Annotated in this window: 20 protein-coding genes; 10 read left to right on the plus strand and 10 right to left on the minus strand. The window is 32.9% G+C overall.

Annotation, left to right across the window (positions count from 1 at the left end):
• The first annotated feature begins 56 nt into the window (after positions 1-56).
• From ACQY56_RS07585 to serA, 3 genes are read left to right on the plus strand one after another with little or no spacing between them, the layout of a single operon-like run.
• Positions 57-1,718 (plus strand): 30S ribosomal protein S1, encoded by a 1,662-nt coding sequence (locus ACQY56_RS07585; protein WP_428737316.1) that lies wholly within the window; start codon positions 57-59, stop codon positions 1,716-1,718.
• A 3-nt stretch (positions 1,719-1,721) separates the two neighbouring features.
• Entirely contained in the window at positions 1,722-2,201 is a 480-nt protein-coding gene (locus ACQY56_RS07590; protein WP_428737317.1) for a hypothetical protein, read from the plus strand.
• A gap of 1 nt (position 2,202) precedes the next feature.
• A complete protein-coding gene (gene serA, locus ACQY56_RS07595) occupies positions 2,203-3,789 on the plus strand; it encodes a phosphoglycerate dehydrogenase (RefSeq protein WP_428737318.1) in 1,587 nt (528 codons plus the stop codon).
• A 139-nt stretch (positions 3,790-3,928) separates the two neighbouring features.
• Here the strand turns inward: serA and ACQY56_RS07600 are convergent, their stop codons facing one another.
• Genes ACQY56_RS07600 through ACQY56_RS07615 form a run of 4 tightly spaced genes read right to left on the minus strand, consistent with a single transcriptional unit; the run spans position 3,929 to position 9,334 of the window.
• A complete protein-coding gene (locus tag ACQY56_RS07600; RefSeq protein WP_428739624.1) occupies positions 3,929-5,620 on the minus strand; it encodes an efflux RND transporter permease subunit in 1,692 nt (563 codons plus the stop codon).
• A complete protein-coding gene (locus ACQY56_RS07605; RefSeq protein WP_428738715.1) occupies positions 5,620-7,233 on the minus strand; it encodes an efflux RND transporter permease subunit in 1,614 nt (537 codons plus the stop codon). The genes ACQY56_RS07600 and ACQY56_RS07605 overlap by 1 nt, the downstream gene beginning before the upstream one ends.
• Positions 7,234-7,235: 2 nt before the next feature.
• The gene (locus ACQY56_RS07610; RefSeq protein WP_428738716.1) at positions 7,236-7,988 is read right to left on the minus strand and encodes an efflux RND transporter periplasmic adaptor subunit; all 753 of its coding nucleotides are present in this window, start codon (positions 7,986-7,988) and stop codon (positions 7,236-7,238) included.
• Positions 7,988-9,334 carry a TolC family protein gene (locus tag ACQY56_RS07615; protein ID WP_428738717.1) on the minus strand — a complete coding sequence of 449 codons (1,347 nt, stop codon included), beginning with the start codon at positions 9,332-9,334 and terminating at the stop codon, positions 7,988-7,990. The genes ACQY56_RS07610 and ACQY56_RS07615 overlap by 1 nt, the downstream gene beginning before the upstream one ends.
• Before the next feature lie 187 nt (positions 9,335-9,521).
• On the opposite strand from ACQY56_RS07615, the gene ACQY56_RS07620 reads away from it, so the two are divergent.
• Genes ACQY56_RS07620 through ACQY56_RS07650 form a run of 7 tightly spaced genes read left to right on the plus strand, consistent with a single transcriptional unit; the run spans position 9,522 to position 12,701 of the window.
• Positions 9,522-9,971, plus strand: a complete 450-nt coding sequence (locus ACQY56_RS07620) for a DUF4395 domain-containing protein (RefSeq protein ID WP_428738718.1) — start codon at positions 9,522-9,524, stop codon at positions 9,969-9,971.
• A gap of 55 nt (positions 9,972-10,026) precedes the next feature.
• The gene (locus tag ACQY56_RS07625) at positions 10,027-10,236 is read left to right on the plus strand and encodes a hypothetical protein (protein WP_428738719.1); all 210 of its coding nucleotides are present in this window, start codon (positions 10,027-10,029) and stop codon (positions 10,234-10,236) included.
• A 9-nt stretch (positions 10,237-10,245) separates the two neighbouring features.
• Entirely contained in the window at positions 10,246-10,452 is a 207-nt protein-coding gene (locus ACQY56_RS07630; RefSeq protein WP_428738720.1) for a hypothetical protein, read from the plus strand.
• A 15-nt stretch (positions 10,453-10,467) separates the two neighbouring features.
• The gene (locus ACQY56_RS07635) at positions 10,468-10,788 is read left to right on the plus strand and encodes a hypothetical protein (RefSeq protein WP_428738721.1); all 321 of its coding nucleotides are present in this window, start codon (positions 10,468-10,470) and stop codon (positions 10,786-10,788) included.
• Entirely contained in the window at positions 10,788-11,405 is a 618-nt protein-coding gene (locus tag ACQY56_RS07640; protein ID WP_428738722.1) for a type III pantothenate kinase, read from the plus strand. The genes ACQY56_RS07635 and ACQY56_RS07640 overlap by 1 nt, the downstream gene beginning before the upstream one ends.
• Complete coding sequence (hisG, locus tag ACQY56_RS07645; RefSeq protein WP_428738723.1) at positions 11,399-12,025, plus strand: ATP phosphoribosyltransferase; 627 nt, start codon at positions 11,399-11,401, stop codon at positions 12,023-12,025. Before ACQY56_RS07640 ends, hisG begins: the two co-directional genes overlap by 7 nt.
• A complete protein-coding gene (locus ACQY56_RS07650) occupies positions 12,018-12,701 on the plus strand; it encodes an SAM-dependent methyltransferase (RefSeq protein WP_428738724.1) in 684 nt (227 codons plus the stop codon). Before hisG ends, ACQY56_RS07650 begins: the two co-directional genes overlap by 8 nt.
• A 36-nt stretch (positions 12,702-12,737) precedes the next feature.
• Here ACQY56_RS07650 and ACQY56_RS07655 read toward each other — a convergent pair whose 3' ends face one another.
• The 6 genes from ACQY56_RS07655 to ACQY56_RS07680 form a co-directional block, all read right to left on the minus strand.
• The gene (locus tag ACQY56_RS07655; RefSeq protein WP_428738725.1) at positions 12,738-13,754 is read right to left on the minus strand and encodes a cytochrome-c peroxidase; all 1,017 of its coding nucleotides are present in this window, start codon (positions 13,752-13,754) and stop codon (positions 12,738-12,740) included.
• Positions 13,755-13,848: 94 nt separating this feature from the next.
• Positions 13,849-14,766 (minus strand): 4-hydroxythreonine-4-phosphate dehydrogenase, encoded by a 918-nt coding sequence (gene pdxA / locus ACQY56_RS07660; RefSeq protein WP_428738726.1) that lies wholly within the window; start codon positions 14,764-14,766, stop codon positions 13,849-13,851.
• On the minus strand, positions 14,763-15,548 hold the full coding sequence (locus ACQY56_RS07665; RefSeq protein ID WP_428738727.1) for a pyridoxine 5'-phosphate synthase: 786 nt from the start codon (positions 15,546-15,548) through the stop codon (positions 14,763-14,765). Before ACQY56_RS07665 ends, pdxA begins: the two co-directional genes overlap by 4 nt.
• 3 nt (positions 15,549-15,551) lie before the next feature.
• A complete protein-coding gene (locus ACQY56_RS07670; protein ID WP_428738728.1) occupies positions 15,552-16,256 on the minus strand; it encodes a lysophospholipid acyltransferase family protein in 705 nt (234 codons plus the stop codon).
• Positions 16,257-16,287: 31 nt separating this feature from the next.
• Positions 16,288-17,214, minus strand: coding sequence for a polyphosphate kinase 2 (gene ppk2, locus ACQY56_RS07675; RefSeq protein WP_428738729.1), 927 nt, complete (start codon positions 17,212-17,214; stop codon positions 16,288-16,290).
• An 11-nt stretch (positions 17,215-17,225) separates the two neighbouring features.
• Positions 17,226-19,157 carry a thioredoxin domain-containing protein gene (locus ACQY56_RS07680; RefSeq protein WP_428738730.1) on the minus strand — a complete coding sequence of 644 codons (1,932 nt, stop codon included), beginning with the start codon at positions 19,155-19,157 and terminating at the stop codon, positions 17,226-17,228.
• Positions 19,158-19,267: the final 110 nt, after the last annotated feature.

Below are 19,267 nucleotides of genomic sequence, written 5' to 3' on the forward strand. Positions count from 1 at the left end.
AATTGTAACTATTTTTAGTTATAATTGCACAATTTTTATGTAACAGAGGATAGGTAATGGCGTTCGATAACGAATCATTCGAAGAAGAAGAGAGTTTTGCAGAGCTTTTTGCTGCAAGTGAAAGACAACAGGAAACAAGTCGCATCGTAGAGGGTGAGATAGTTGAAATACAAGCTGATGATAACAGAGCATTAGTTGGTGTAGGTGACAAATTAGAGGGTATTATTAACCTTGATGAGATTCGTGATGCTGATGGCGAATTAAAATTTGTTACTGGCGATAAAATAAAAGTAATGATTACTGGATACTATAATGAGCGTCCAAAAATCTCTTACAAAAAAGTTCTTGAGCAAGAAAAAACTATTGAATTTATAGATGCACATAAAGAGAACTTTGAAGATTTGATTATTGAGGGTGTGATTACAAAGAAAAATCGTGGTGGATATGTAATAGAAGCTGATGATGTAACTTTTTTCATGCCACGTTCATTAGCTGCATTTAAAGATAGTGATGACGTAGTTGGGAAAAAAATCAAAGCACAAGTTGTAAAAATAGATCCAGCAGACAACTCGATTGTTCTTTCTCGTCGTAAACTTTTTAATGAAGAGCGCAAAAAGAAAAAAGAGATTATTGACAAAATAATGGCTGATGATGTTGTTGTTGAAGGTGTAATTAAAAAAATCACTAGCTACGGAATGTTTGTAGATGTTGGTGGTGTTGATGGTTTAGTTCACTATAATGAAATCTCTTATAAAGGTCCAGTTAACCCTGCAAAAATTTATAAAGAGGGTGATAGTGTAACTGTTAAAGCAATCTCTTACGATAAAGACAAACGTCACCTTTCACTTTCAATAAAAGCTGTTCAATCTGATCCTTGGGCAGAAGTTGAAACTGAGTTAGATGAAGGTGATACAATCACTGTAACTGTTTCAAATATTGAAAACTATGGTGTATTTGTTGATCTTGGAAATGATATTGAAGGTTTCTTACATATCTCAGAAATCACTTGGGATAAAAACGTTAAAAACCCAGGTGATTATTTAGAAGTTGGTCAAGAGATAGATGTTGAAGTTATTGAGATTAATCCAAAAACTCATAAGCTTCGTGTATCACTCAAAAGACTTCTTCCAAAACCATTTGATGAGTTTATGAAAAAACATTCTGAGGGTGAAGTAGTGACTGGAACTGTTACATCTTTAACTGATTTTGGTGCATTTGTCCGTATTGATGGTGTTGAAGGTTTACTTCACAATCAAGATATTTCTTGGGATAAAGGAACAAAAGCAAAAGATATTTTAAAATCTGGTGACGAAGTTGAAGTGAAAATTGCTAAAATTAATGAAGCTGATCAAAAAATCTCTTTAAATAGAAAAACTCTCTTAGAATCACCTGTTGATAAATTTGCTTCAACACATAAAGTTAACTCTGTTGTAACGGGAACTATCCGTGATATTAAAGACTTTGGTGTATTTGTATCTTTAGAAGATGGTGTAGATGCACTTATTCGTGATGAAGACTTAGCTCCATTAAATAAAGAAGAGTTAGAAGCTGGTCAAACAATAGAAGCAGCAATCGCAAATATTGATACTCGCCGTGACCGTATCCGTTTATCTGTTAAAAAATTAGACTATATTAAAAATCAAGCGATGTTAGAAGAGATTAACGATACTGAATCTCATTCACTTGGCGACTTGATAAAAGATCAAATCAAAAAGTAATTTATGAAAATTATTTTAAAATGGCTCACTCCTGTGATAGCGCTGGGAGTGGCTGTTTTTATACTATTTTTCCTTATCTCAATCAATTCAAGTGAACCTATAGCAGAGGGGAAACCTTTAGAGCTAAAAACTGAGCTCATTCAGCAAACTCCCCAAAAGGTATGGTTAAATCATTTTTCTGAATCTGAGAGAAAAGGGTATAGTTATCCTGTAAATGAAGTTTTTGTAAAACTTGATTTAGATGAAAAAATAACTAAAACTAAAACCTATAAATTATCTGCGAAAGTAAAAGACCCTTACCAACTATTTTGTTTGCAAGAGGAACTTAAACGTCATCAATTAAAGTATTATCTTCAAAAAGATAAAGTAGGGATAGGTTTACTTATTTATTCACAAAATGTAGATAAATTAAATAACTTAGTAAAAGTTCTAAAAAATTATAAAATTCAGGCTCAAATAGAGCTATTTAAAGAGGAATATTAAAATGCAAAAATATACAATTGTAGTTTGTGATCATATCCATACCGCTGGTTTAGAGATGTTGCAAAACGATGAAAATGTAAACTTCATTATGGCAGCAGATGAGCCAAAAGATAAGCTTGTAAAAGAGATTATACCTCAAGCTGATGTCGCGATTACTAGAAGTTCTACAGATGTTGATGCTTTCTTTTTAGAGTATGCAACAAATATGAAAGCACTTGTACGTGCTGGTGTTGGTGTAGACAACGTTGATATTCCTGGATGTTCAAAGCAGGGTATTATCGTTATGAACGTTCCAACTGCCAACACAATCGCTGCAGTTGAGCTTACAATGGCACATATGCTTTCTTGTATGAGAATGTTCCCGTACTCTCATGATCACCTGAAAAATCAACGTATTTGGAAGCGTGAAAAATGGTATGGTTATGAGCTTAAGGGCAAAAAACTTGGTGTTATCGGTTTTGGTAATATTGGTAGCCGTGTTGCAAAACGCGCAAAAGCATTTGAGATGGATATTGTTGCATACGATCCATATATCCATCCATCTAAAGTAACTGATTTAGATATGACATACACGAAAAATTTTGATGATATTTTAGCATGTGATGTTATAACTATCCATACTCCTAAAAATAAAGAAACTATAGGAATTATTGGTGCAGATGAAATTGCAAAAATGAAAGATGGTGTAGTTTTAGTAAACTGTGCTCGTGGTGATCTATACAATGAAGACGCACTATACGATGGACTTAAATCTGGAAAAATCCGTTTTGCAGGGATCGATGTATTTGGAAAAGAACCAGCAACTGATAATAAATTGCTTGATCTTGATAACATCGTAGTTTCTCCACACTTAGGTGCAAATACATATGAGTCTCAATATAATATCGGTGTACAGGCAGCTGAAAATGCAATTGCAGCTGCAAAGGGTATAGCATATCATAATGCACTTAATTTACCAATTGATGAGTCAAAAATTCCAGCATTTGTAAAACCATTTTTGGAAATGGGACAAAAGATTGGTTTCTTAGCATCTCAAATAAACAAATCGCAAATCATCTCTATCAAAGTAAGTGGACGTGGTGAGATGGGACAATATGTAGATTCATTAGCTACCTTTGTAACAGTTGGTGCAATGAGCCAAAGCTCTGATAAAATCAACTATGTAAATGCTGATTTTATCGCAAAAGAAAAAGGTATAAAAATAGAATCTGAAGATTTAGGTGATTCTACTGTTTATAAAAATCTAATTTCTGCAAAACTAACTACATCTGAAGGAACAACGACAATCAGTGCTACTATTTTTGATGATGGTGTACAAAGAATGGTTGCACTTGATGGTTTTGAGATAGAAGTACCTCTAAAAGGGAATATGATTATGTTTAAAAACTCTGATGTCCCTGGTGTTATTGGAAGTGTAGGAACTACGCTTGCAAACAACAATGTAAATATTGCAGATTTCTCATTAGCACGTAATGAAAATAAAGAAGCCTTAGCTGTTATCTTGGTAGATGGTACTGTAAATGAGACAACACTCAAAGAATTAGCATCACTTGACGCTTGTTTAAGTGTAAACTACGCACGCATATAATTTTCTATCTACTTTTCTTTTTTTCCTCGTTCCCATCGTCTCGATGGGAATGCATATAACTAAAATCACAAATACAACTTTGTAAATCATATATATACACTCCAACGCAGAGCATTGGAGCGAGAAGAAAGCTATCTATTTAGATAGCTTTTGTATTGTCCATAAGAATTGGCACAAAGATAATAGATATAACTACTGCTACAACAGTACCAGAGATAAGCGCAACACCAAGTCCCCCAAAGATTGGATCACTAGCAAGTAATGCTGAACCTAAAATAATTGCTATAGCAGTTAATAAAATAGGTTTTGCTCTTGTTGCACTTGCAATTGCAATTGCACGTTTTTTCTCTATATGATGGTTTGCTATAAGATCTTTTGTAAAATCAACGAGCAATAAAGAGTTTCTTGAACTAATCCCCATAAGTGCAATAAATCCAATAAGACTTGTCGCTGTAAGAAAGAAAGTGTCTGCAGTTACGATATCGGCTACTAAATGCCCTAAAATAACTCCAATAATAGATAAGAAACTACCACCCAAAATAATTCCACTAATTGCATACGACTTATAGTAAATTACCATCAGTAAAAAAATAAGAATAAGAGCAGCGATAAAAGCAGCTCCAAGGTCTCTAAACGTATCAAGTGTAACCTTCATCTCTCCATCCCAACGAAGTAGATACTCTTCACCTGTTTTTTTATCTTTGAGTGTTAAGTCAAACATAAACGTTGACATCCCTGCTTCTTTAATAACTTCATACCCCTTATTAGAAAAGTACTCAATCATTTGTGATCTTGCATCTAAAAGAGGGTATACCTGGCTTTGATTATCTGTTTCTGCTGTAACATTAATCATAGTTCTTAAATCTTTATGATAGATTGTTCTATCAGATTGTACCTCTTGAATATTTACAACTTCAGTTAAAGGGATCATCATCCCTTTTTTATTCATAAGATATAAAGAGCTTAGTTTTGCTCTTAAAGAGTTCAGAGAGTTTTCATTAATATCTTTTGAATCTTTACTGAGTGATACAAAAATACCAACTTGATCGTTCAGTTCAATTGTATTTTTTACAGCAACTACCATCCCTTTAAAAGCTAAATATAGGATTTGATTTACTTGTTCAACACTTAATCCACTCCTAGCAATTTTTTCAGAAATAGGCATTAGTTTATATTTGTCGTAAGGTGTTTCACTCATTACATCTACATCTACAATCTCATCTGTTTTTGTTAAAACATTTGAAACTTCATGTGCAATATTTGCTACTTTAGTATTTGAATCACCATATACCTCTACAACGATAGAAGCCATTGTTGGAGGACCTGCAGGCATCTCAATCATTTGTATAACCGTATCAGGTACTTTTGCTTCACACTTTTTGATAGTTGGTCTCAGGCGCTGAACCATTAAAAAAGATTTTTCATCTCGTTCATGTTTATCAGTAAGATTGACAACTATCTCTGCAAATCTCTCACCTTGTTTCATACCACTCCCTTTTACAAGACCAGCATAATCAAGTGGTGCACCTTCACCTATAAAGCTTTCTATATCAATAACCTCTTTTTCAGCTTTCAGAGTATCTTCCACACAATTTACTACCTCTTGTGTTTGTGAGATAGAACTACCAGCAGGTGTTTTTACATAAACACTAAAGGTATTTGAACTTTTCCCAGGAAGCATTCTAGCCATTACGATTTCAGTAGGAAGCATCATAATAGTTATAAACAATGATGCAAAAACAAGACCAATTACTGTTAGTTTTTTTGATCTATTTTGTAATATATCAAAGATAAAGTGCTCAAATCTTTTACCTTTATGATGGTGTGGCATTAAGCACCCCCTTTATTTTCTTCATGGTGATGATGTGCCCCATCATCCTCTATTTTTAATAGTTTTTTGCTTAAATATGGTGTAAAAATATATGCAACAATTAAAGATGCAACAAGTGCCACAGGGACATTGAGTGGAATAGGTTTCATAAATGCACCCATCATACCACCAACAAATGCCATTGGCACCATTGTTAAAATGATTGCTAATGTTGCAATATTTGTTGGTGCTCCAATCTCATCTGTAGCTTTTACAACTAATGTGTCAATATCTTTATGTTCACTGTCATGTGAATGCAGATGTCTATGGATATTTTCAATAACAATAATAGCTGCATCAACAAGTAGACCTAAAGAGAGCAAGAAAGCAAAGAGTGTAATTCTATTGATCGTTTGTCCACTAAGATATGCGATAAACAGAGTCGCAGCAAGAATTGCCGGTACAGTAAAAGTAACAATTGCACTCTCTTTGTAGCCGAGGAAGAACACAAGCATTACAGCAATGATAATAATTGTAATAATAAGGTGCTCAACAAGTTCACTTACTGCCTCATCTGCACGTTTCCCATAATCTCTTGTGATTCTATAGTTAATACCTAGTTTTTTGAGTTTTTCATCATATCTTTCAAGTAACTCTTTTACATCGTCTGCAACAAAAACTGCATTTGAACCAGCAAGTTTTGATACACTAAGAGTTATTTGTGAATATGATTTTTTTACTTTTGTATCATTAAGTGTAATTTTAGCTGAACGTTTATTGTCGATATCGATTCCATCTTCTACACTAGCAATATCTTTTAGATATATTGGAGAACCCATATATTGTGCAACCATAATGTTTTTAACATCATCAACACTTTCGATCACATTTTGGACACCAAATACTACAAGTTTATCCTCTTTAGTATTTGTATCTACATTAGGAGCTTTCATTGAGATAGCTTTAATTGCTTGAACAATCTGCCCTAAAGAGAGATGGTAACCTTTGAGTTTGTTAAGGTCAACATCAACATTAAATTGTTCTTTATGCTCCCCTTTGAGATCAGTCTTAGATACATTGTCAATTTGTGCAATTTTTACTTTAAGATCTTCAATAGTTTTGAGAAACTCTGGGTATTTTAGTTGGTTATTTGTTTGATAAAAAGCGATGTTCACAATAGGGATATCGATATCAATATCAAAAGGTTTTACTAAAGGTTGCATGATCTCTTTTGGCATTGAGTCCATATTTTGCATAACTTTATCGTAAAGTTTCAAGTTTGATGCTTCTCTATTTTGCCCAATATAGTACATTACATTGATGATACCAACATTATCCATACTCATAGAGTAGATATGCTCAACCCCGTTAATCTCACGAATTTTTTGCTCTAAAGGTTGGACTATAATCTTCTCAACCTCTTTTGGTGAGAGACCAGGAGCTGGAACTATAATACTACCACCACTAATTGCAATCTGTGGATCTTCTTCACGAGGCATAACCTCTAAAGAGATATATCCAATTGCAAGTAAAAAAACTGCTAGAACGGCAGTAAGTGGATTATAAAGAAAAGATTTTGCGAGTTTTCCCGCATAATCACTAACTTTTATCTTACTAAGATCTTTTTCTTGCATTGCTATTTCACCTCAATGTCTACAGTTGTATACATACCTGGATAGATTTTTTTATTTTTTTGATTTAAAGATATTTTGATTTTAAATGTATGTGTCATAGGATTTGAACTTGGAATAATAGCAGCTATTTTTCCAAGAGTTTGAATCTCTAAAGATGGGATAGAGATTTTTACTTGTTTTCCCACGTATATGCTTTTCATATCTTGTTCAGCAACTTCAATCTCAATTTTTAAATTACTTAAATCAGATAAAATGATTGCAGGCATTCCTGGGATTGCCATCTCTCCAACTTTAATATTTTTAGAGATAATTACACCTGCATTTGGTGCTTTTATATTTAAGTATTGGTATTGGTTTTGTACCTCTTGTAATCTTGCTTGTGCAATATTTATCATATCTTTGAGATTTTTCTCTGCAAGTTCAAGGTTCTCTACTTCATACTTTGAAACCATATCTTTCTCTAAAAGTCTTCTGTGGCGCTCTAGATTTATCTCTACATTTGTGTATTGATTTTGATACATTTGTAGTGAAAGTTCAGCTTGACGTTTTGCTGAGTCTATCTCACGCGAATCAATAGTATATAGTACTTGACCTCTTGTTACTCTATCGCCTTCACTTACATTAACACTTGTAACAAACCCCATAAAACGGCTTGTAATCATTTTTTGGTTGTCAGATATAACAGTTCCTGAGAGTGTTAAAGTTTCTGCAACTAATGCCGTTGCTAACGCGATTAAGGCCATTATTTTTTTCATTATTTTTCTCCGTTTGCTAGTTTTTCAAGTTCAAAGATTTTTTCATTTCTTTTATTTTTTGCTACTAAAAGTTGTAAAATCTTTTCTATTTGAGATGATTGTTTAATTATAACATCATTCATAGATACAAGCTTCTCTTTATATCTTGCTTCATAGTTTTTATAGATTGCGTTTGCTAAATCTAACTCTTTTGTAAGTGAGTTGATCTCTTGATTAGCACTTTTGATCTCAGTTTTGATTTTTGCTAATTGCAAGGATATACCTTTTTTTGCCAGTTGTACTTGCGATTGCATTTTTAGTTGTTCAATTTTAGCTTTTTCAACTTTTGCACTATCAATACCACCATTAAAGATGTTCCAAGTGAGTCTAGCTCCTACTGTGTAGGCTTTATGATCACTAGCTTCACCTAAAAAAGTATCATCAGCAGTTGCAATTTCACCAAATGCTCCTAAAGTTGGATAATAGTTTGCTTGACTTGCTTTTAGCATACTTGCTTTAATCTCTAAAGCAGTTGTTGCTTTTTGTATATCCAAATTTCGCTCTAATACAGTGTCATCGCTAAAATTTGGTTCTTTGATCTCAGTTGTTGGGAGTTCAATGAGTTCAACTTTTTCGTTAAGTAAAAAACTAATATAGTGGTAAAGTAGTTCCTCATTCGCTTTCATTTGCACAAGTAAACGCTCAACATTCCCTTTTTTAGCTTTTACTTCAAGGAGGTCAACTTTTTTTGCATACCCTACATTAATCATCGTTTTTGTAGTATTTTCAAGTGCATCAATATTTGACAGTATCTTTTGCATATTTGTAATTGATGACTCTAATAAAGCCATATCATAATAACTCTTTTTAAGTTGAAATACTTTTTCATTTAAAGTTTTTTCTTTATCAAGAGATTTAATGTTTTTAACCTCTTTCATGATATTTTCATAACTAGTTATTGCAAACCCCGTAAATAAAGGGAGTTCATATTTAAGTTTTGACTGAAAGAAGTTTCTTGCATCTGGATAGTTTAGATCTTCTGGTTCTACTGTTAAGATATCTGGATTTGTTAGACTAAAATCTGAAAAACCAAAATCACCAAAATTTGCTTCACGAGATGTAAGTTTAAAACCAAATACCATTCCAGCATCATTTGATTTTGCTATATCTTGTGTAAAATCTAGCTTACCCCAGTTTAGACCAGAGGTTTGATCTACATCTTCTTGGGCACTTTTGACCTCTAAAGAGGCGGCTTTAATCTCTAAATTGTTGTTTTTTAATATTTCTAATGCTTCATTAAGTGTCAATGGAGCGTTAGATGCAGATAAAAATAGTGGTAGAAAAAGAGCACTAACTATTTTTTTCATTTATTTTCCTTGTTGTCAATTTCGTAAGTGTAATTTAACTATAAATTATAACATATATATTCTTAGATTATACAAAAAGGCATCTGGAATTTATGAAATTATAAAGAACAAATATAAGAAAAAAATATAGTTAAAGTTTAAGGAAATGTGATTAAAATTTGATAATTAGTTTGTAAAAGGGTCGTAAATGTCAGCAGTTTGTCCATTAAATTTTGAAAGAGTAGATGCAAATGTTACTCGGTTTTCAGCGTTATTTGTTGCAGCATTAGTTGGATTGTATCTGTATACAACTAATGTATTTATTTTATACTTTCTCACTTTTGATTTTGTGATGAAACTTTTTTTAAATCGTGGGATTTCTCCTATAAGTATGTTAGCGGAGTTTTTAAAAGGAGTATTTAAAATTAAAAATCATTTAGTTGATGGTGGTGCAAAAAGATTGGCAGGTTTTTTTGGTTTGTTTTTTGTACTTTTATTAATAGTGACACACTATTTAGACTTATGGGAAGCTTCTGTAATTGTAGCGGTGATATTTCTATCATGTTCTTTACTAGATGTATTTTTTGGTTTTTGTATAGCTTGTAAAATATACTTTATAATCAAGAAAATCTATCCAAATTTTATGAATAATCTGTAAGTTTCTTAAAAAAAAGTAGTACAATGGTATTCAAGCTTGTATGAAAGGATAGGAAATGGATGCAGTTGTAAAAGATTTGATCTCAAGAAAAGCAGAGATCCAAGCAGAAGTAGATATGTTGTTTCAAGCAAATATGAAATTTACTGACTGGAATGTTCCAGAAGCTAATGATAAAGAGGCGGCAAAGGTTATTCTTGATATGATTCAAGAACAATTAGATAAAATTAAAACTGACGTAGAAGCTGGTCAGTACGATTATTATTAAGGAAAACCTATGAGTCATAAACTAAAAGATCATTTAGAAAAGATTAAAGAGGATATCTCAACCACAGATATGCTTGATGAAAGTCAAAAAGCAGATAGTGTTAAAAGAATTGAAGAGTGGGCTATAGAAGATAAAGCATTTGGAACATTGAAAAATGAACTTTTTGAGATGAGTGTATTTTTTGAAAAGCTTTTTGCTGAACTTGGAATTGAATAAAGGTATATTATAGATATGCAAATGGTTGTTGATTCCCTTAGAACAAAGGGAAAAATATTTAAAAAGATGCGAGAAATTAATCCTAAAGAGTTAGGGATTAGAAATAAGATTAAAATATTTGTAGCAACTGATATAAATGGTTACTATTGGGCTGTTTTTGCGGTGAGTCAAAAAAGTAGATTATTAATGAAAGATGTTCATAAATTTGAAGAAATATACTCAAAACTGACACTTTTTTGTGAACATAATTTTAAGCAGAAAATACTTTTCATCGATGCACCTTTATGTTTAAAAGCACAAAAAGCTTTTAAAGAAGTAGGCTGGAAAATCCAGTAATGCTTCTTTGTGATATAGGCAATACTTCGTACCATTTTTATAATGGTACACAAGATTTCAGATATTCTGTGGATGAGTTTAACCCACAATCTATCGCAGAACAAACTTTTTATATCTCTGTAAATCACACACTTAAACAAAAACTTCACAACTTAACGAACTGGATTGATTTAGAGCGTTTTATTGATCGAAAACAATTTTATGAAACTATGGGGATAGATCGCATAGTGGCGATTGAAACTATAAAAAACGGTGTTATCATAGATGCTGGAAGTGCTATCACTGTTGATGTCGTAAAAGAGGGTGGTTTTGAGGGTGGTTTTATCTATCCAGGGATGAATGCAATGGCGCAGTGTTATAAAAATATCTCATCTGCACTTGATTACTCATTTAACTTTGAGCTAGATTTAGGTAAAATGCCAAAAAATTCACAAGATGCAATCAGTTATGGGTATCTCAAACCATTTGTAGATGAGATAAAAAGTAAAAATTTACCTATTATTTTGACTGGTGGAGATGCATTAGAGTTTAAAAAAATATTTCCCGATGCACAACTTGACCAAGAGTTGCTATTTAAAGGGATGAAAAAGATTATAACAAAGGCAAATTTATGCTAACAGTTGCACTTCCAAAAGGGCGTATAGCACAAGAAACACTAGAGATTTTTGAGACTATTTTTGGAGATAGTTTCAAGTTTGATGATAGAAAGCTTATTTTAGAGACGCCAAAGTTTCGCTTTTTACTTGTAAGAAACCAAGATGTAGCAACATATGTGTATCATCAAGCAGCAGATATTGGTGTAGTAGGGCTTGATACTTTGGAAGAGCAGGGGTTAGATGTTGTTCGTCTATTAGATTTAAAACGTGGTGTGTGTAAAGTAGCTATTGGGATGAAAAAAGGTGAAAAACTTGACCTTAGTAAACCTGAGCTAAAAGTTGCATCAAAAATGGTAAATATTACAAAAAAATACTTTGAAGAGCGAGCTGTGAGTGTTGAGATTATTAAACTTTATGGCTCAATAGAATTAGCACCGTTAATAGGTCTTGCTGATATGATTGTAGATATTGTTGAAACTGGTACTACGATGAAACAAAATGGTTTGGAAGTTGTACAAGACATTATGACTAGTTCAACATATCTGATTGCAAACAAAAACTCGTATATCGCTAAAAAAGATGAAGTGTTAGATATATATGAGAAGATTAACGAGGTTATCAAAGCGGAGCAAAATGACTAACCTTGATCTCTATGCAAAAGCTGAACATCTTTTGGGGATCGAAGAAGCGACAGAAGCAATGTATGATCTTTATAGATCAGAACTTGAAGATTATAAGGTAAAAACTTTACTTGATGTTGGTTGTGGACGTGGTGGTTTTATGCGTCGTATGAAAAGTGACGGAGTAAAATGTCAAGGTGTTGATCTTAGCTCTGTAATGATAGATGAGTGCAGGGCACAAGGCTTGGATGCTCAGTGTTTAGATGTAAGTGAAGTAGATGGAACTTACGATGCAGTTGTAAGCATCTTTGATGTACTTAATTTTATGGATAAAGATGCACTTACAAAGTTTTTAGATGCAATTGCAGATAAGTTAAATGATGATGGAATTTTTATAGCAGATATCAATACTTTGTATGGTTTTAGTGATGTAGCTGAAGGTACTATGAGTAATGATAGTGAAAAAGAATTTTTAAGTGTAGATGCTGTTTTTGAAGACAATGAACTTCACACAACATTCACATTATTTGAGAAAAATGAAGATGGAAACTATACAAAGTACCAAGATACGATTGTGCAATATTTTCATAAAATAAAATTCTTTCAAAATCTTACTTCACTAAAATTAGTAGATAAACAAACATTTTCACTCTATGATACAGAGGATAAAACACTTTTAATTTTTAAAAAGAAGTAATACTAAAAGAGCTTTGTGCTCTTTTAGTTGATCTGATTATTTTAAATCAGGAAGTGGTGTTGCAGCAGTAGAAGCTGGCAACATTGGTAAAGAGATAGCAGGTTTTCTACCATCTAAAGATTTTAAGAAAGTTTCAATCTCACTTACTTGTGTATCTGTTAAATCAGCTCCAAGTTGTACACGTCCCATCTCTTTAATCGCTGCTGGAAGTGTTTTAATCATACCATTATGAAAATATGGCGCAGTTTGTGTAATATTTCTTAGTGTTGGAACTCTTACAAGTCCGTTAGCATCACCTTTAAAATCACCTACATCATTGTATTTGTAAGTATTCACAACGTTAAAACCATTTAAATCTCCACCAATACCTACACCTGTATGACATCCTGTACAGCCAACTTGAATAAATGTTTGTAAACCTTTTTGTTCAGCTTTTGTAAGTGCTTTGTCATTTCCATTTAAAAAGTCATCAAATCTTGATGGTGTCACTAAAGTTCTCTCAAATACACCAATGGTATCTGCAACTTTTACGATATCGATCTTTACATCTTTTCCGTAAATGCTTTTGAATGCTTCTACGTACTCTGGCATAGAAGAGACAACATCTGCAACATGTTGTTTTGTAGCTGCCATTTCTGGTGCTGCTTGCATAGGCCCTTGTGCTTGATCTTCTAGGTGTGGACTTCTTCCATCCCAAAACTGAATAGAGTTAAACACAGAGTTATACACAGTTGGAGAGTTTAAGTGGTGTGGATTTACTGTCCACATATGACCAACAGCAGCCTCTAGTCCATCATCACCACCTTCACTTAGATTGTGACATGAATTACATGAGATAAATCCACTTTTTGAAAGCCTTGGATCGAAGTAGAGTTTTTTCCCAAGTTCTACTTTTGCATCAGTAATAGGATTCTTAGGATTGTCAATGAGTTTCATTAACGCTTTTTTATCGTTTGGTATAGGTGCTAAACCAGCATCTTTTGCTTCTTTTGTTACATTGTTTGCCATTAAAGAACTTACAACTGCCACAGAAAATAAGATTATTTTTTTCATAATTAACTCCAGTAAAAAATATTAAAGGATAAAAATTATCCTTTATAGACGCTAAAATTATAACCTCTAATGCTTAAGTATATCTTCTACTTATTTAATTATTTATAAAATTTAATGCAGATTTTATTCCATTGAGATAACTCAGATTTTTTGCGTCACCTTTGTAGGCGATATCAAAGGCTGTACCGTGGTCTACTGAGGTACGTATAATAGGGAGATTTAGAGAAATGTTGACGCTTTCATCAAAGTAAAGTGCTTTAAGTGGTGCTAAACCTTGGTCGTGGTACATCGCTACGTAGTAGTTAAAGTTCTCTCTAAATGAGGGGGTAAAAGCGATATCAGGTACAACTGCACCATGAAATAGTTCTTTTCCTATGGTTTTATTTACATGTGTAATTGCTTTTTCGATCTCCCGTTCCTCATTACCTAAAACACCATTATCTCCAGCATGTGGATTTAACCCTAAAACTGCTACTTGTTTATCACCTAAACTTTTATGCAAATCAAATAAAAAATTTGCAACTTTTTCAAATGTAACATGAGATGACACTTCTTTGAGTGGTATATGTTCAGTAAATAAGGCTACAAACATCGCAGGAGATCCAAGCATCATAATGGCATCTTGGTTAAAATATTTACGAAGCAGATCGGTATGCCCTACAAAATCAAGCCCAGCTAACTTCCATGCTTCTTTATGTATAGGCATAGTTACTACTGCATCAGCTTGTTTTATCTCGCACAGTTTTATAGCTTCCACAAAGGAGTTGTATGAGTATAATCCACTCTCATAACTAACTTTTCCTGCTTCAATTTCAAACTCTCCAGTAACTTCATGGAGTTGTAGATTATCTGGCAGTTCAAAGTTTAAAAGTTTTGCACCTTGATGAAGCATCGTGTAGTTTATACAATAGATAGGGGAACAGAGTTTTGAGACTTCATCATGTGATTTTAAAGCGATCTCTAAACCTACACCGTTTAGATCGCCTATGCTAATAGCAATTTTTTGTTTCATCTTCTAGTAGTGAGCTTTTTCATCTCTTTTACAGCACTCTGTAGTCCTGTAAAAACACTACGAGCTACAATGCTTTGCCCAATATTTAACTCTATAATTTCGGAGATTTTTACCATCTTATATACATTATGGTAGTTAAGTCCATGTCCAGCAGCTACTTCTAAGCCAAGCCCAACTGCATGTTTCGCTGCTGTTTTAATCTTCTCGATCTCATTAGCTAATTCCTGTTCTAATGTTTGTCGAGAGAGCTCTAAATCTTTTATAGAGTGGTTAGAGTAAGGAAGTGAAGAGTTCAGCATTGCAAAAAGGTTTGCAAAATGTCCAGTATGGAGCTCAACCATTTGTGCACCAAGCTCTTTTGACTTTTCCATAGTCTCTATGCTTGGATCAACAAAAAGTGAAACAGGAATCTCAGAAGCGTTTAGTTTTGCAATAGCTGTTTTTATATCTTCACTATGATTATAAAGTTCTAAACCACCTTCAGTTGTAATTTCATGGCGTTTTTCTGGAACTAAAGTTGCACGATGTGGTTTGTTTTGACATACAATCTCTATAATATCTTTATCGATTGCACACTCTAAATTTACAGGTACTTTTGAAAGCATCACAATATTTTTGACATCAATATCTTGGATGTGGCGTCTATCTTCTCGCAAATGAATAGTGATTTGATCAGCACCGCTTTGACATGCTACATAGAGAGCTTGTAGAATATCTGGATCATTTACTTCTCTAGCTTCACGAAGTACTGCAACATGATCTATATTTACCCCAAGTTTCATATTTTATTCGCCTTTTTGAAGTGATTGTGTATAGTGTGAGAGGTATTTTTCTTCTAGGTTATGATGTTCATCCACCTCACCAATATGAACTTTGATTTTGTAAGTTTCTTTGTAAGGTGCGCCTTTAAAAACACGTTCTAGTTGATCGTTTATAAACACAGGGACAACTTTTAAGTTATTTGCTTTTGCAATTTTTTCTGCACCACTTTGAAATTCTTTTATCCCCTCTTTTTTATATCGCTCTCCTTCAGGAAAAATATAAAGATTCATATTATCAACTTTTGAAAAAGTGTTTTTAATAGATTTAAAAAAACTAATAAGTCCTTTTTTTGTCTCTAAATCTACGCTGATACAGCCACTATATTCAAAAAACTTTCCATAAAAACTATCAAATAGCTCTTGTTTTGCTATCCATGTTCCGTTTTTATTATGTTTTGAAAAGATATGCTCCATCACCATAATATCTAGAAGTGATCTATGATTGATTGCATAAAGAATCTTATTTTCTTGTGGAATCTGACCGTCAATTTCTACCTCAATATTTAAGAATTCTAAAACTATATTTGAGTAGTCTTGTCTTGATTTTGAGAGTTCTTCATAAGCATATTTTTGTGCTATAAAGGGATGGAAAAATGTTTTTTTGAAGATATAAATGTACTTTATTCCAAGTTCTATCATAAAAATATACTTACCAAGATCTTTTACCATATGTACCCCATTTAAAAATAGTTATTATAGCTTATTTTTTATTTTTTTGTAGAGTCATTTCTGTTTCCATGATTTTTATCTCATTAGTTGCAACGAGTCTGATATCATCATCTTCTATAAGCTCTTTGGCATCAATTTTATTTGGATAATCAAAGTTATTCAAAATGTGCTTAATCGTATTGATTCGTGCTTTTTTCTTATTATCAGATCGAATCACTGTCCAAGGAGAATGTTCAGTATGAGATGCGAGTAACATAGAGTATTTTGCTATGGTATATTGATCCCAAAGTCCTTGTGATTGTGCATCAACAGGGGAAAGTTTGTATTGTTTGAGTGGATCGGTTTTTCTTCTGTCAAAACGTTTTTTTTGTTCCTCTTTAGAAACAGAAAAATAAAATTTAAATATACGGATATTAGAGTTAACAAGCATCTTTTCAAACTCAGGAACTTCTTGTAAAAACTCTTGATGTTCCTCTGGTGTACAAAACTCCATAACTGGCTCAACACCTGCACGGTTATACCAGCTTCTATCAAATAATACTATTTCACCAGCAGATGGCAAATGGTGTACATAGCGTTGAAAATACCATTGTGTTTTTTCAGTGTCACTTGGTTTATCAAGGGCTACTACTCTAGCACCACGGGGGTTCAGATGCTCCGTAATACGTTTAATTGTACCACCTTTTCCAGCTGCATCACGTCCTTCAAAAATCATTAAAACTTTCTGTCCCGTATCTTTGATATAGTTTTGCATTTTTAAGAGCTCTATTTGAAGTTTTTTGAGCTTATTTTCGTACTCTAAAACTTCTTTTTTAATCCATACAGAGACTCTGCTTTTTCCTTTTCTTTTTTCATGTTTTGGTGGTTTTAAACATTTTTTTCGTCTATCTTCATGTACAATTTCTTCGATGATAGAACCATCAACAAACTCATCTGCAACCATGTTCTTTTTACCCATAATCACTCTCCCTATAAACTATTTTCTATAAGTTTGTTTAACTCTTTTAAATCATCTGTATTTGCAAAACAGCTTTTTTCTCCGCATACCATAAAACCTTTATCTTCACTCGATTTTAAAAGTGTAAATGGATATTTTAGTGCTTCAAGATCATAACTATTGTTTTGTAAATTTTGAAGACTTGATTTAATTATTCGATCCCCTTTTAAATAACGTAAAGTTTGTGTGAGCAAATAGGGGTAATAGATTGGACGGCGAAGCAGGTCATAAGAGTTATACTCCATTGTTTTAAAAGCAAAGTGAATATATTTTTCATCTTCTAACAAAGAGCCTAATGTTAGAAGTACATCCACCATGATACTTACACTACTTGTATAAGTATTATCTGTAACTTCTGCTTTTGTTTTAAACTCACCTACACTAAAGTTCCACATACCTCGATCGTAAAAGTTTTCTAAAGCTTTGTTCGCCATTTTTTGTGCTTGTATGAGGTAAAGATCATTTTGTGTTGTTTTATATCCACTTAGGAGTGCTTTTGCAAAAAAGGCATAGTCCTCCAAGAAAGCTTTAACTTTTGGAGTCTTATCTGGTAAAGATGTATGATAAAGAGTATCATTGATAAACATTTTTGCTAGAAGTGCATCAAGAGTATTGATCGCTTTTTGCAAATAACTATTGTCAATCATTGCGAGTTGAAAAAATGAAGTTATCATCATTGAAGACCAAGATGTTTGTATCTTCTTATCTATAAATGGGTAAGCTCTTTTTGCACGTATAGCTTGTAAAATGGGCTTTACATCACTAAACCATGTTGGTATTCTATCATCAAAACGAATAATATTTTTACCTTCAAAATTTCCATGTTTAGATACATTCATCTCTTTACACATAGATTTTGGATCGTTGTATCCTTTTTGAGAAAGAAGATCATATATCTCTTCGTAGGTATAGATGAAATATGTTCCCTCTTCACCTTCACTATCTGCATCACTAGCACTATAAAAAAGATTATTCTCACTCATAAAATTAAACCAAAAATCAGCAATTTCTTTAGCGGTTTGTAAATAACTTTTATCTGTATATGTCAAATAAGCATCTATATAGTTTGAGCAAAGTAGGGCGTTATCATATAACATCTTTTCAAAGTGCGGTACTAACCATTGCTCATCTACAGAGTAACGGCAAAAACCACCATCAACCAAATCGTACATTCCACCTTTTTTCATCTGATTGAGAGTATTTGTTATCATAGGTTTGATTGCCCTATCTTGATAAATATTATCTATGATTTGGAGAGCTTTTATAGTTGAAGCATGAGGAAACTTTGGCTGTACTGAAAAACCTCCATAATCAGGTTGATAATTGCTTTTAACCTGTCCAATAAATGTTTTATAAAAATCCTCTTTTAAAATAGTCGCTTCTTTAGGATGTGAAACAGAGGAGATAAAGCCTTCAATCTCATCGGCATTTTTATAGAGTTGTGGGTCATCTTCCCCAATCTTTTGTGCGATAAGTGATGTAAGTTCTTTAAAGCCCATCCCCTCTATACTCCCAGCTGTAGTCTCTGGTGGGATATAAGTAGCTGCAAAAAAGGGTTTATTTCGAGGTGTACAAAAGATAGAAGTTGGCCATCCACCAGCGTGACGATTTAATAGTTGATACACTTCTTGGTAATGTTTATCTATATCTGGTCGCTCTTCACGATCAACTTTGATCGAGATAAAACCTTCGTTGAGTATATCTGCACATTCTTGGTTTTCAAAAACTTTCTCTTCCATCACATGACACCAATGACATGACGAATAACCGATACTTATAAAAATCGCTTTATTCTCTTTTTTAGCTTTAAGAAATGCTTCATCACACCATGGCCACCAATCTACAGGGTTATTTTTATGTTGTTGCAGATAGGGGGAATCTTCGTTTTGTAATCTATTTGCCATGAAAACTCTCTTTGGTTTTTTGTAGAGTATGATAAAGAGGCTAATTTTGTGCTTAAACGAATAGTTATTTTAGTTTGATACAATTACAGAAAAAAAAATATTTTATTATG

This window comes from Sulfurimonas sp. (assembly GCF_050296975.1).
Classification (GTDB): domain Bacteria; phylum Campylobacterota; class Campylobacteria; order Campylobacterales; family Sulfurimonadaceae; genus Sulfurimonas.

What these genes read in the sequence shown, in the direction of transcription:
- pdxA (WP_428738726.1), bottom strand. Translation starts at nt 14,766, where the DNA reads ATGAAACAAAAAATTGCTATTAGCATAGGCGATCTAAACGGTGTAGGT.
- ACQY56_RS07635 (WP_428738721.1), top strand. Translation starts at nt 10,468, where the DNA reads ATGCAAATGGTTGTTGATTCCCTTAGAACAAAGGGAAAAATATTTAAA.
- ACQY56_RS07625 (WP_428738719.1), top strand. Translation starts at nt 10,027, where the DNA reads ATGGATGCAGTTGTAAAAGATTTGATCTCAAGAAAAGCAGAGATCCAA.
- ACQY56_RS07620 (WP_428738718.1), top strand. Translation starts at nt 9,522, where the DNA reads ATGTCAGCAGTTTGTCCATTAAATTTTGAAAGAGTAGATGCAAATGTT.
- ACQY56_RS07655 (WP_428738725.1), bottom strand. Translation starts at nt 13,754, where the DNA reads ATGAAAAAAATAATCTTATTTTCTGTGGCAGTTGTAAGTTCTTTAATG.
- ACQY56_RS07615 (WP_428738717.1), bottom strand. Translation starts at nt 9,334, where the DNA reads ATGAAAAAAATAGTTAGTGCTCTTTTTCTACCACTATTTTTATCTGCA.
- ACQY56_RS07680 (WP_428738730.1), bottom strand. Translation starts at nt 19,157, where the DNA reads ATGGCAAATAGATTACAAAACGAAGATTCCCCCTATCTGCAACAACAT.
- hisG (WP_428738723.1), top strand. Translation starts at nt 11,399, where the DNA reads ATGCTAACAGTTGCACTTCCAAAAGGGCGTATAGCACAAGAAACACTA.
- ACQY56_RS07665 (WP_428738727.1), bottom strand. Translation starts at nt 15,548, where the DNA reads ATGAAACTTGGGGTAAATATAGATCATGTTGCAGTACTTCGTGAAGCT.
- ACQY56_RS07610 (WP_428738716.1), bottom strand. Translation starts at nt 7,988, where the DNA reads ATGAAAAAAATAATGGCCTTAATCGCGTTAGCAACGGCATTAGTTGCA.
- serA (WP_428737318.1), top strand. Translation starts at nt 2,203, where the DNA reads ATGCAAAAATATACAATTGTAGTTTGTGATCATATCCATACCGCTGGT.
- ACQY56_RS07605 (WP_428738715.1), bottom strand. Translation starts at nt 7,233, where the DNA reads ATGCAAGAAAAAGATCTTAGTAAGATAAAAGTTAGTGATTATGCGGGA.
- ACQY56_RS07585 (WP_428737316.1), top strand. Translation starts at nt 57, where the DNA reads ATGGCGTTCGATAACGAATCATTCGAAGAAGAAGAGAGTTTTGCAGAG.
- ACQY56_RS07630 (WP_428738720.1), top strand. Translation starts at nt 10,246, where the DNA reads ATGAGTCATAAACTAAAAGATCATTTAGAAAAGATTAAAGAGGATATC.
- ACQY56_RS07590 (WP_428737317.1), top strand. Translation starts at nt 1,722, where the DNA reads ATGAAAATTATTTTAAAATGGCTCACTCCTGTGATAGCGCTGGGAGTG.
- ACQY56_RS07640 (WP_428738722.1), top strand. Translation starts at nt 10,788, where the DNA reads ATGCTTCTTTGTGATATAGGCAATACTTCGTACCATTTTTATAATGGT.
- ACQY56_RS07600 (WP_428739624.1), bottom strand. Translation starts at nt 5,620, where the DNA reads ATGCCACACCATCATAAAGGTAAAAGATTTGAGCACTTTATCTTTGAT.
- ACQY56_RS07670 (WP_428738728.1), bottom strand. Translation starts at nt 16,256, where the DNA reads ATGGTAAAAGATCTTGGTAAGTATATTTTTATGATAGAACTTGGAATA.
- ACQY56_RS07650 (WP_428738724.1), top strand. Translation starts at nt 12,018, where the DNA reads ATGACTAACCTTGATCTCTATGCAAAAGCTGAACATCTTTTGGGGATC.
- ppk2 (WP_428738729.1), bottom strand. Translation starts at nt 17,214, where the DNA reads ATGGGTAAAAAGAACATGGTTGCAGATGAGTTTGTTGATGGTTCTATC.